This is a genomic window from Scytonema sp. PRP1 (genome assembly GCF_036697665.2).
GTDB lineage: Bacteria > Cyanobacteriota > Cyanobacteriia > Cyanobacteriales > Nostocaceae > Kalymmatonema > Kalymmatonema gypsitolerans.
The window spans coordinates 50,216-62,891 of sequence record NZ_JBAHYJ020000096.1; the positions used below are offsets into that span (position 1 = coordinate 50,216).

A 12,676-nucleotide genomic window follows, 5' to 3' on the forward strand; every position below is an offset into this window, starting at 1 on the left:
ACAAAGCAAGTGCCACGAATAAGGCTGGCACTTCTTATGATGTTTGCCAAATACAGGTTTCTTATGGCAGCTTACAGCAGCAGGTCAAATTCCTTTTCAGCAACTGCTAGCCCCACAAGATATATTGCAGTTAATTAGTGATGAGGAAAAACACCTGTGTTTCCCCTATATGACGAAAACCCAACACGAATCACCCCGTATATTACCTACGGGTTGATTGGCATGAACGTTTTAGTTTTTTTTCATGAACTTAGTCTGTCAGGTGGACAATTAGAGCAGTTTTTGCGGCTGTATGCAGTAGTGCCACGAGAGTTAACCAACAACTTGCCTGGGGAATGGACGACTTTATTTACGTCGCAATTCTTACATGGTGGTTGGTGGCACCTAATTTCAAATATGGTGTTTCTATGGATTTTTGGTAACAATATTGAAGATCGCTTAGGTCATTTTAAATACATAATTTTTTATCTTAGTTGTGGTGCCCTAGCAGCTTTATGCCAGTGGGTGATAGGTGTCAATTCTGGAGTTCCATCGTTAGGGGCAAGTGGTGCTATTTCTGGAGTTTTGGGTGCCTACATCATTCGTTTTCCCCATGCAAGAGTCATGTCATTAGTCTTTTTAGGTTTTTTCATCACCACAATTAGAGTTCCTGCACTGCTTCTGATTGGGATTTTCTTTATCCAAAATGTGATATCTGGTCTTGCCAACCTACAAGCCGCCGCTAACATGAGTGTGGAGACGGGCGGAGTTGCTTACTGGGCGCACATCGGCGGTTTTGTCTTTGGTGTGATTCTCGGTCCCTTGCTTGGGTTATTTAGGCGCGATGACTATTAGGCAAACAGGGAGGTTGGGTCGGACAGATCCGTCGAACTCACATCAGTAGACTTCTTGCATTCATTCAAAAAACGTGAATGTCATTAGTCGCGAAACCCAGTGTAGCGAGGAATCTCCACTCCTATGTTCTCACTCGGTAAACATGACAATTCAAGCATTTTTGCAAGAGGTCTAGTTTACTGCCTGCCTTGGCAGTTAACAGGTAGATTCAACGGATGCTGCACCCCCAGTTCAGGTGTGGTAGCAACCAGGATGATTTCTCCACTGGCAGTTCTCTGCCATCCGGTTGCTTCGATGATTGGGGTATAGGATTTGGGAAAAGCCGTGAGCTGTTGTGAACGATTTGGGGTGTCAATGTTTCGGGTGTGGGGTGTGAGCTGCTGTGGGGTTTGCTGAGGAACTGTTAGTCTACGTCGGTCTTCCCACTCCGCGTCATCGTCTAATTCCTGCTCAGGAGTAGGAGGTAAACCACCGCGACCAGTGATAATGAATGAGTTGCCCTCGTTAGCGGGACAGCCAGTCGCAATCAACCGCGACGGATCTACAAATTCAGTTGGTAATTCAACTAAACCCGCCGTTGGCTCAATACCTGCTGTCGTGACATTGATTGTGCCACTTAAGGCAGAGTTCGCTCCCGTGGCGGTGATGTCACTACTGGGGGTAGCCTGAAAACGCGGTTGAATGCCAAAGATAGAATAGGCATTGATGCTGACATTACCGCCACGAAAATCCTGTGAATTAGCGCTGATATTGCTATCTTCACTCTTGCCAGCCACGAGAAACCGACTATCAATCTCAATATTGCCACCGGGAATGTTGTTTCCTGTGGCGTTGGTTGTGATGTTACTACCGTTTCGCAACAGAATTAGGCGCGATCGCAAATTAATATTCCCGCCACCACCCGAAGTATCTGCCCGAATTCTGCCTTGGTTGTCAAGAAAGATGCGATTGGCATCGACAAACAAGTTGCCTGCAGTGCCTGTACCGGAACTACTAACTGTGACTTCTGCTTGGTTTTGGATACCGAGAGTGCCTGTACGCAGAGTTAAGTTGCCACCTGCACCACCGCCACCTGTTCCTGCGGCAATCACCGAACCATTGCCTGTGAGAGTAATCGACTCTGGGGCAGTAATCGTTAGCAGCCCCCCATGACCACTGCTAGAAGTGGAAGCAGAGATTTGTGCACCGGATTGCAGGTTCACTCTAACACTTTGCCCGTTTCCTCGTGGCTGAATCGTCAAGTTACCAGCATCCCCGGCACTAGTGGTTCCGGTGAATAGACCACTGGTTGCCCCAGATAGTTGAAGCTCTGGAGTATTAACTGTGATGTCACCCGCACGATTGCTACTAGATGTCGTAGTGAGCAGTTGTCCGCCACTGCTTAAACCAACTGTGTCAGCACTGATTCTGATATTGCCAGCTCTTCCTTCTCCAGAGGTGGAAGCCGCGAGTTGCGCTCCATTAAGCAGTGAGAGCGATCGCGCTGTGATATCGATATTACCCGCACTTCCCACAGCTCCTGGTTTCACTGAAGTAAACACCTGACTGGGGTAGTCGGTACGAGTAGGGGCTGTGCCACTAATCTGTACAGAGTCACGAGCATTAATGGTGACGCGACCAGCATTTCCCTGCCCAGCCGTGGAAGTATTCACGGCACCCCCGTTGGTCAGAAACAGTGAGCCAGTTGTGATCGTCACATCTCCTCCTTGACCCACAGTTCGTGAAAACACTTGTGTGGAGATACTGCTGGTGTTATAGATTGTGCCAATGCTGCGTCCACCGCTGATGATTTCTGCGGAGTACTCACCATCAATAGAGACGCGATCGCGAGCATTAATATTCACTCTGCCTGCATTTCCCTGTCCATCCGTGTCGGAATACAGGTAACTGCCATTAGTGAGAGAAAACAATCCTGTAGTGATGTTGATATCGCCAGCATTAGCGATATCAGTTTCTTCCGGGGTAAGGGATAGATTCCTGCCCAGTTGTGTCTGGATCGAGGAACCGCCATCAATAGAGACGCTATCGCCAGCCTTAATGTTCACGCTACCTGAATCTTTCGGTGCAACCGAGGTGGCAGACAAGAAAGCATTCTGCGTGAGAGAAACGGTATCGCGGGCATTGATATTTATATTGCCTGAATTTCCCAGTACTGGCCCGTAGGAAGACATCTGGCCACGCGTGAGAGAAAATGATCCCGTAGTGATGTTGATATCGCCAGCATTACCGACACCAGTTGACTGCACAAGAGTTAATACAGAAGCGCCATCAAAAAAAGAGACAGTATCGCGAGCATTAATATTCACAGTGCTTGAATTTCCCTGTCCAGTCGAGAAGGAAGTCAGTCCAGCACCCCTGACAAAAAGCGACCCCGTAGTAATGTTGATCTCGCCAGCATTACCGACACCAGGTGATTGCACGACATTGTATATCCTACTGATATCAAAAGAAACGGTATCGCGGGCATTAATATTTATACTGCCACCATTTCCCTGTCCATCCGTCGCGGAAACCAGTTGAGCCGCATTGATGAGAGAAAGCGACCCCGTAGTGATGTTGATATCGCCAGTGTTACCGATGCCAGTTGGTTGCACCCTATTGTATACACTTGCGTGATCCAAAGAGACGCGATCGCCCGCACTTAGATTGACGCTACCAAGAGTTCCCACTCCAAGTAACCTGTTTTCCAAGAGGCTCTGGCTGATTGTGATAGAGCCAGTTGCATTCAACTCCATCTCTTCCGTTGAGCTATCAGGTAACCTCGAATCGTTGGGAATCCCCATCCTAAGTAAACTTTTGGAGATATTAATGTTTTGGGCAAGCATTCTAATACTGCCACTGGTTCCTACAGCGTAAATGCCACTCCCATTGCTGAAGGAAATATCTGCTCTTGGCACTCCATCGGGTATCGTCAGTTGCCAATCAGAGCTAGCTGTCGATAAACCAACAGTTCCTACCCCACCTACCGCCCCTAACTCAACATGGCTACCCGGACTAATCAACCATCCACCGTCTAGTTGAATGTCTCGTCTGGGATTCAAAAGAGTGAAGAACGATCGTCCAGGAGAGCTTGTGGGAATAAAGGGTTCTCCACTCTCGAGTTGAATCGATCCACCCACGAGCAAGAGGTTTTGTCCAGGGGGAACGTGTAAACCCGTGGCGTTAAAACTAGATTCATTGAAAACCATCTCGTTAAAACGAGATTGAACGATTATTGGCTGTGGCGTGAGTTGGTTAAAGAAAAGAGCATTGGGATTGACGGTGAGCAATTGACTAGGTAACGGACTGTTCGCATCGCTGCTGAACACTTCCCCATTAGGAAAGCCTAGAGCATTAGCCGTCGTGGCAACAAACGAACCCCCGATGTTGAGAGAGGCATTCGGACCAAACAAAATGCCATTTGGGTTGAGCAAGAACAGGTTTGCCGTACCGTTTGCTCGGATTAAACCATCAATATTAGAAATTGACCCACCTGTGACTCGTGTCAGAATGTTCTGCACATCTGCTGCATTATTGAAGAAGGCAGAACCTCCGGTGGGCACCGAAAACGATTGGAAGCTGTGGAACAGATTGCCACCCCGTCTTGCCCCGCCATCAATCTGGAAGTTGGGATTGCCTGTGACTTGCGTTTGCTCTGTTCTTGGCAGCGTGTTATCGGGAACGACTTGAGCTGCGATCGGTTGAGTACAGTGAAGCACACTCAAGACGCTGCCAATTAAAAACCATGATTTCAGGTGCCACTCGTTCATAAAAGCTGTTTTGCCCTCCGTATCCCTAACGACAAGTCAGGCGCTGCTTACAAAAGCTTAAACAATAGTAGCGATGCCCTTAGTGTTTCTTACAAACGCTTCAACTTTATTCACACCAGCTTCAGCGTTCCTGAGAGGATGTAAAACAAGTCTTTTTTTTACAAATGGCACGCTCTATTGTAGGGAATGACAACGGAATGAATAAGTAGCCCTATTTCATTCAAGCTTTCACAAGAAAGAACTCAGAACTCAGGAGTCAGAACCATCGTTCTGTACGACTGGGTGGCAAGATGCGTGGCAGAGCCTGAGGGTGGGGCTTCCAGTCTCACGGGGGAGTGCCTCAGATTGGACTTACGTCCACCCCTTGGTCTTACCTCCCCTCCACTGGCAGAGACGGCTGTCCCATCCGTCTTTAGCATTCTGATGCCTTCTGCTCTAATATTCGTTGCAGCGTTTCCATCCCTGTCATGATGAGTACCACAGTGGGGGCAAGTCCATTCCCGCACATCCAATGACATTTCATCAACTTGGTGGTAGCAATTAGAGCAAAGCTTGGAACTAGGGAACCATCTGTCAATCTCAACCAACTTCCCACCTTTGCGTTCTAGTTTATAGGCTAAGAAGTTAGTGAAAGTTCCCCATCCTGCATCAGATATTGATCGCGACATATTGTGATTACGAACCATGCCCTTGACATGAAGATTCTCTACTACGACAACTTGGTTTTCGTTGACGAGCTTTGTTGATAGCTTATGTAGAAAATCTTGACGAGTATTACTTATACGTTCGTACACTTTGGCAACTATTTTTGTGTACTTATATCTAGTGTTACTCCCTTTAGTTTTACGTGCTAATTTTTGTTGACGACGTTTTAGAACATGAGCGCGTTTTGCAAGGTGTTTAGGGTTGTCAAACTTAGACACCTTATTGCCATCACTAACAATCGCAAAGTGCTTCAATCCTAAATCCACACCTACAACTTTACCCTCAGTTGAGGCTACGGGATTGTCCCCCTCAACTTCAGTCAGAATAGATGCAAAGTACTTACCTGAGGGACACTTGCTGAGAGTCACAGTTTTGATTTTCCCCTCAATTGGTCGGTGAACCTTAGCTTTCACCTCTCCAATGTTTCCTGGAAGCTTGACAATACCATCTAGAACTTTGACGTTTTGTGGATATTGAACGGACTGTTTGTCTTTCTTTGATTTGAACCGTGGGAAACCCGCTCTTTTGTCAAAGAAGTTTTTGTAGGCAGTTGTCAGATTCAGGGTTGTAGCTTGCAGTACCTGACTGTAGCATTCTCCCAACCAAATAGTTTCTGAGTCCTTTTTTAAAGCTGGTAGAAGGGCGTTGAGTGCTGATTGGCTTAGTCCTTTTCCGGTTTCTCTATAAGTCTCAATTGATTTATTTAGAGCGTAGTTCCACCACCACCGTGAGCATCCGAATGTCTGCGCTAGCAATATTTGCTGTTCTTGTGTTGGGTAGAGCCTAACTTTGACTACTTTCCTCAGAACTCAATACCACCTCCTTACTGTCTACTTGGGTTAGCATTAAAGTTCATCTATTTTAGCTCTTTACTCGGAGATTGTCAAAAATAAAATTACCCTTTTCCCTGGTTTTGTTTACACAAAACATCGGTTTAAGGGCGTTTTATTTTTGACCCGCCTTACATCCCCACCCTGTAAGAGGGATGGGGAATTACGGCGGATTGTTAAAAGCGCTGTAAACAATTTACTGGCTGCCTTGGCAGTTAACTGCCAAATTCAATGGATGCTGCACCCCCAGTTCAGGTGTGGTAGCAACCAGGATGATTTCTCCACTGGGAGTTCTCTGCCATCCGGTTGCTTCGATGATTGGGGTGTAGGATTTGGGCTTCGGCGTGAGCTGTTGTGAACGGTTTGGGGTGTGAGTGCTTCGGGTATGGGGTGTGAGCTGCTGTGGGGTGTGTTGACCAACTGTTAGCCTGCGTTGGTCTTGCCACTCGGCATCATCGTCCAATTCCTGCTCAGGAGTGGGAGGCAAGCCACCGCGACCAGTGATGACGAAGGAATTGCCTTCGTTAGCGGGACAGCCAGTAGCAATCAACCGCGACAGGTCTACGAATTCAGTCGGTAATTCAACTAAACCAGCCGTTGGCTCAATACCGGCTGTGGTAACATTGATTGTGCCACTTAAGGCAGAGTTCGATCCCGTGGCGGTGATGTCACTACCGGGGGTGGGCTGAAGACGCGGTTGAATGCCAAAAATCGAATAGGCATTGATGCTGACATTACCGCCACGAAAATCCTGTGAATTGGCGCTGATGTCGCTATTTTCACTTTTGCCAGCAACCAGAAACCGGGTATCAATCCCAATGTTGCCGCCAGGAATGTTGTTGCCTGTGGCGTTGGTTGTGATGTTACTACCGTTTCGTAAGAGAATTAGGGGAGCTCGTAAATTAATATTCCCGCCACCGCCCGAAGTATCTGCCCGAATTCTGCCCTGGTTGTTGAGAAAGATGCGATTGGCATCGACAAACAAGTTGCCTGCACTGCCAGTACCCGAACTGCTGACGGTGACTTCTGCTTGGTTTTGAATGCCGAGGGTGCCTGTGCGCAGAGTTAAGTTACCACCTGCACCACCGCCACCCGTGCCTGCGGTAATAACCGAACCATTGCCTGTGAGAGTAATCGACTCTGGGGCAGCGATCGCCAACGTTCCACCTCGACCGCTGCTGGAAGTGTCAGCAGAAATTTGCGCCCCATCCTGCAGGTTCACTCGCACGCTTTGCCCATTGCCACGCGGTTGAATCGTCAAGTTCCCTGCATTTCCAGAACTGGTGGTTTGAGCAAATAGACCGCTGGTTGCCCCTGACAACTGTAGCTCTGGCGTGTTCACGGTGATGTTGCCCGCGTCTCCCTCGCCAGCAGTGGAAGTGGAGAGTTTGGCACCGTTGACCAGGGAGAGCGATCGCGCTGTGATATCAATATCGCCACCCCTGCCAACTGCCCCAGAGTCAAGCGTACTGATGGCATTTCCCCCATCAAACGAGACGGCATCTCTAGCCTGAATCTGGATATTTCCTGCCCTGCCTTGTCCCTGTGAATTGGTGTTAATTGCGCCAGAGTCAGAAACAGACAGTGTGCCTGTGGTGATGGTTACATCCCCTCCGCTTGCCACCGAGCCTGCCTGCGCTGAGGTCGTCACCCCACTATAAGGGCTATAGAACACAGGACCAAAAGGAAAAGGATTTGAATAACTAAGATAACTAGGGGCTGTGCCACTAATCTGTACAGAGTCACGAGCATTAATGATGACGTGACCGGCATTTCCCAATCTCTGCGTAGAGGTATTCACACGACCCCCGTTGGTCAGAAACACCGAGCCAGTTTTGATCGTCACATCTCCGCCTTGACCCACGCCTTTAAAAAAATACTCTGAAAGCACTTGTGTGGAGATACCACTGGTGAATCGAACAATGCCGTATATCAGGTCGGACTCACCATCTATGGTAACGCGATCGCGAGCATTAATATTCACTTCTCCTGCATTTCCCTGTCCTAACGTGTAGGAATACAGGTAACTGCCATTAGTGAGAGAAAGCGACCCTGTGGTGATGTTGATATCGCCAGCATGACCGATATCAGTTTCTTCCGGAGTAAGGAATGGAGGATTCCAGCCCAGTTGTGTCTGGATACTGGAACCGCCATCAATAGAGACGCTATCGCCAGCCTTAATGTTCACGCTACCTGAATCTTTCGGTGCTCTCGCAGTGGAAGACAAAACAGCCTTCTGCGTGAGAGAAACGGTATCGCGGGCATTGATATTTATATTGGCTGAATTTCCCAGTACTGGCCCCCAGGTAGACATCTGGCCACCCGTGAGAGAAAATGATCCCGTAGTGATGTTGATCTCGCCAGCATTACCGCCACCAGTTGACGGCACAATAGTTAATACAGAAGCGCCATCAAAAAAAGAGACAGTATCGCGAGCATTAATATTCACAGTGCTTGCATTTCCCTGTCCAGTCGAGTAGGAAGTCAGTCCAGCACCCCTGACAAAAAGCGACCCCGTAGTAATGTTGATCTCGCCAGCATTACCGACACCAGTTGAGTTCACGACATTGTATATCCTACTGATATCAAAAGAAACGGTATCGCGGGCATTAATATTTATACTGCCACCATTTCCCTGTCCAGCCGTCCCGGAAACCAGTTGAGCCCCATTGATGAGAGAAAGCGACCCCGTAGTGATGTTGATATCGCCAGCGTTACCGATGCCAGTTGGCACGCTATTGTATACATCAGTGTGATCCAAAGAGACGCGATCGCCCGCACTTAGATTGACGCTACCAAGAGTTCCCACTCCAAGTAACCTGTTTTCCAAGGCGCTCTGGCTGATTGTGATAGAGCCAGTTGCATTCAGATCCAGATCTCCAGTTTGGGTATTGGGTAATCTCGAATCGTTGGGAATCCCCATCCTAAGTAAACTTCTTTTGATATCAATGTTTTGGGCAAGCATTCTAATACTGCCACTGGCTCCCCTAACATCAATGCCACTACCATTACTGAAGGAGACATCTGCTCTTGGCACTCCATTAGGTATAGTCAGTTGCCAATCAGGACTAGCTGTCGATAAACCAACCCTTCCTACCCCACCCACAGCCCCTAACTCGACATAGCTTCCTGGACTAATTAACCATCCACCATCTGGTTGAACATCTAATTGTATGTCAGGCGAGTAAAATTTCAATATGGGTCGTCCAGGGGGGCTTGTGGGAATAAATGGCTCTCCAGTATCTAGTTGAATCGCCCCGCCAACGAGCAATAGGTTTTGCCCAGGGGGAACGTGTAAACCAGTGGCGTTAAAACTAGATTGATTGAAAACCATCTCGTTAAAACGAGATTGAACGATTATTGGCTGTGGCGTCAGTTGGTTAAAGAAGAGAGCATTGGGATTGACGGTGAGCAATTGACTAGGCAACGGACTCTTCGCATCGCTGCTGAACACCTCGCCGTTGGGAAAGCCTAGAGCATTGGCAGTCGTAGCCACAAACGAACCGCCAATGTTGAGTGACGCATTCGGACCAAACAAAATGCCATTGGGATTGAGCAAGAACAGGTTGGCTGTACCGTTGGCTCGAATTAAGCCATCAATATTAGAAATTGACCCACCTGTGACTCGTGTCAGAATGTTTTGCACATCTGCTGCATTATTGAAGAAGGCAGAACCGCCAGTGGGCACAGAAAACTGCTCAAAGCTGTGGAACAGATTGCCGCCCCGCCTTGCCCCGCCGTCAATCTGAAAATTGGGGTTGCCTGTGACTTGCGTTTGCTCTGCTCTTGGCAGCGTGTTATCGGGAATCACTTGAGCTGCGATCGGTTGGGCACAACCAAGTACCCACACAGCAGTGCCGCTCAAAACGCATGTACTTAGATGCCACCTGCTCATCTTGTCCTACCTCCAGTATGGCGATTGTTCGATGCGTTCGCGGAGCGGGCGTTCTGCGCCATCGCCTCTTCGAGGTGCGCTTTGCGCGATCGCTCTTTGGACAGTGGGCTGACTTGCGATCGCCATGCGTGGGCGCTGCGCTTTGCGCGATCGCTGATGGAGATTGTATGAAAATTAAACCACAGATGGACACCGATGGACACAGATGATTAACTAGTGTTCATTTTTGTGCATCTGTGGTTAAAAATATCCATTCATCATACTTTTTTTTGACCACAACTGGGTATGAAGGCGAAAGTGCTTCCAGTACTGTGGGAAGATTATTGTTGGGTTACGCCCAGTCAATAGTTTGATGCTGCATTTGAGCCATCGCATGTTCAAGATATTTAAATCCTGGTTGAATAACAGCCTAATTGCACTGCTGCTGGTAACTCTATTTTTAGGAATAAGTACAGTTGGATGGACTCCCTCTAGTAGCGCCGCGCTACCAGCTGGGAATGCTATTACTGACGGTAATGCTCTACTACGGTACGCACTCCCGATAGATAATAAACCTGTACGGCAACTGCAAGCTTCTTTAGAGGACATTGCCGCCCAATTGCGAGCAAATCGGCGTTGGGGTGCTGTTTCCAAAGACCTCAGCAAAGCATCGCGGATTCTCGATAAACCCTCTCAACTTCTAGCAGGTGTTCCAAAAGAACGCCAACCTCAAGCTGAAGCTTGGATTGCTGAGTTGAAATCCGGCGTGAATGAGTTGCAAGAGGTGGTGAAAACAAAAGATAAAGAACAAGTTCGGGATCAACGTGCCAAATTGCTGAGTTTGGTTAGCCAACTTGAAGAGTCAATGGTGACGGAATTTCCTTTTGAAGTGCCAGCCGAATACAGCAATTTACCACAACTTAAAGGTCGTGCGACTGTGAAGGTGAAAACTAACAAAGGCGACCTTACTGTTGTTGTTGACGGATACAGCGCCCCTGTCACTGCTGGGAATTTTGTTGATTTGGTGCAACGGGGTTTTTATGACGGCTTAGAATTCACCCGTTCTGAAGAATCCTACGTTCTGCAAACTGGAGATCCACCAGGCAAAGATGTGGGTTTTATTGACCCAAAAACGGGTAAATATCGCGCCGTTCCCCTAGAAGTACTCGCACAAGGCGATAAAAAACCTACTTACGGTATCACTTTAGAGGATGCTGGTCGTTACACTGATTTACCTGTTCTGCCTTTCTCTGCTTTTGGTGCTTTGGCGCTGGCACGTCCTGAAACTGACGTGAATGGCGGTTCTTCACAAATTTTCTTCTTCCTGTTTGAACCAGAACTCACTCCAGCAGGGCGCAACTTGTTGGATGGTCGCTACTCTGTTTTTGGTTATCTCACTGAAGGAAAAGATGTTTTGGATGAACTGAAGGCGGGTGACAAAATTGAATCCGCAAAAGTCATTCAAGGGGCAGAAAATTTAGTTGAGCCGAATGTGGCATAGTGCCATGAGTTGTAGAGACGTGCCATGGCACGTCTCTACATTTGTCTGGGATCCGAGTTTCAGGCGTTTGAACATTAGACTTCTTGCATTCATTCCAAAAAAAAGAATAATTAACCATAGATGGACACAGATGGAACTCACATTCCGCAATCTTGTCTATTAAAAATATTTACCAGTCTTCCAATGTCACTGGCTCGCCTTTGTAACCAACTGCTTTTAATGCGGCATTAAAGCGTTCCAGCCCAATCTTTCTAATGTCATCAACCATCTCGCCTAACATCATGTAGCCAAGTTTGTCTCCTTGGTCATCTAACTTTTGAGCCTCTATGTAGGAACGCGCTAGTTTACGTGCTTCGGTATCTTTGAGCGCATCTTTAGAGTCACTTACTGGCTCGATACCTTTAGATCGAAGGAATGCAACAATCCCCTTGTGATTCCACAGGTAGTAGGGCTTGCCTTGCTTGGCTTCAATTCTCTGGAAAAGTCCGTTGGCTACGGCTGTTGGTTCGCCGTCAGAATCGCGCAAGCCATGTTCTTTAAGAAGTTTTCCAAAAGCAACGGCTGATTTACCAAATTCAGTGCCAAGTTCGGTTAGCGTTCTCCACTCTGAGCGAAAGTTTTTCTTTGATTTTTTAGTCATTGTTTTGTCCTATTGTTGTTAGTAAATATTGCTGAAGACTTTATCCAGTTTTACTTTAGCCTGGCAAAAAAAGAAATTTAGTACCACCGGTAAGCGCTAGTCGTCAACCTCTACGGCGTCATCATAGGTTGAAGCTCGCTGTCTAGGTTGAGGCAGTTGCTGTCGAAGAAGAGTTTATATAGCAATTTTATTTCATTTGTGTGAAAGTGCCTGCGCTAAGCGTAGAAATTGACCTTATTCAGATCCCCGTCTTTTTTAAGAAGTCGGGGTTCTTGTTTAAAAAAAAACATTTAAAGGTTCTATATTAATTATTTATAAAAATGTTTTTTTTGATTTTTTAGTATCCTCGAACAGCATGACAAGAAATTTAAACATATGGGATGCCCCTTATGAAAGGTGTAGAGAAATATCGCAGAGGAGGTGTGGTATTCTGCCCTAATTAACTGTTGACTTATAAAAGAATCAATCTATGTCCCGATTGATTGGAAAAATCTTAAATCAAGGCAAAATAACAGTAATTTTTATTAAAATAGATATAGGTAA

The 12,676-nt window shown here is 47.2% G+C and carries 7 protein-coding genes; 3 read left to right on the plus strand and 4 right to left on the minus strand.

Features of this window, described 5'->3' with window-relative positions; genetic code table 11:
* Nucleotides 1-156 precede the first annotated feature (156 nt).
* Nucleotides 157-834, plus strand: coding sequence for a rhomboid family intramembrane serine protease (locus tag V5G28_RS25180; RefSeq protein WP_332995652.1), 678 nt, complete (start codon nt 157-159; stop codon nt 832-834).
* Between the two features lie 176 nt (nt 835-1,010).
* On the opposite strand, the gene V5G28_RS25185 is transcribed toward V5G28_RS25180, so the two are convergent.
* The 3 genes from V5G28_RS25185 to V5G28_RS25195 form a co-directional block, all read right to left on the minus strand.
* A complete protein-coding gene (locus V5G28_RS25185) occupies nt 1,011-4,583 on the minus strand; it encodes a two-partner secretion domain-containing protein (protein WP_332995654.1) in 3,573 nt (1,190 codons plus the stop codon).
* 242 nt (nt 4,584-4,825) lie between these two features.
* A complete protein-coding gene (locus V5G28_RS25190) occupies nt 4,826-6,094 on the minus strand; it encodes an RNA-guided endonuclease InsQ/TnpB family protein (RefSeq protein ID WP_332995922.1) in 1,269 nt (422 codons plus the stop codon).
* A gap of 220 nt (nt 6,095-6,314) precedes the next feature.
* The gene (locus tag V5G28_RS25195) at nt 6,315-10,013 is read right to left on the minus strand and encodes a two-partner secretion domain-containing protein (protein WP_332995656.1); all 3,699 of its coding nucleotides are present in this window, start codon (nt 10,011-10,013) and stop codon (nt 6,315-6,317) included.
* 17 nt (nt 10,014-10,030) lie between these two features.
* On the opposite strand from V5G28_RS25195, the gene V5G28_RS25200 reads away from it, so the two are divergent.
* Together V5G28_RS25200 and V5G28_RS25205 are read left to right on the plus strand one after the other, a co-directional pair.
* Nucleotides 10,031-10,222, plus strand: coding sequence for a hypothetical protein (locus tag V5G28_RS25200; RefSeq protein ID WP_332995658.1), 192 nt, complete (start codon nt 10,031-10,033; stop codon nt 10,220-10,222).
* Between the two features lie 164 nt (nt 10,223-10,386).
* Nucleotides 10,387-11,493 (plus strand): peptidylprolyl isomerase, encoded by a 1,107-nt coding sequence (locus tag V5G28_RS25205; RefSeq protein WP_332995660.1) that lies wholly within the window; start codon nt 10,387-10,389, stop codon nt 11,491-11,493.
* A gap of 169 nt (nt 11,494-11,662) precedes the next feature.
* On the opposite strand, the gene V5G28_RS25210 is transcribed toward V5G28_RS25205, so the two are convergent.
* On the minus strand, nt 11,663-12,133 hold the full coding sequence (locus tag V5G28_RS25210) for a hypothetical protein (protein ID WP_332995662.1): 471 nt from the start codon (nt 12,131-12,133) through the stop codon (nt 11,663-11,665).
* Nucleotides 12,134-12,676: the final 543 nt, after the last annotated feature.

Coding starts and splice junctions, on each gene's coding strand:
- V5G28_RS25185 (WP_332995654.1), bottom strand. CDS start 4,583: ATGAACGAGTGGCACCTGAAATCATGGTTTTTAATTGGCAGCGTCTTG.
- V5G28_RS25195 (WP_332995656.1), bottom strand. CDS start 10,013: ATGAGCAGGTGGCATCTAAGTACATGCGTTTTGAGCGGCACTGCTGTG.
- V5G28_RS25200 (WP_332995658.1), top strand. CDS start 10,031: ATGGCGATTGTTCGATGCGTTCGCGGAGCGGGCGTTCTGCGCCATCGC.
- V5G28_RS25205 (WP_332995660.1), top strand. CDS start 10,387: ATGTTCAAGATATTTAAATCCTGGTTGAATAACAGCCTAATTGCACTG.
- V5G28_RS25210 (WP_332995662.1), bottom strand. CDS start 12,133: ATGACTAAAAAATCAAAGAAAAACTTTCGCTCAGAGTGGAGAACGCTA.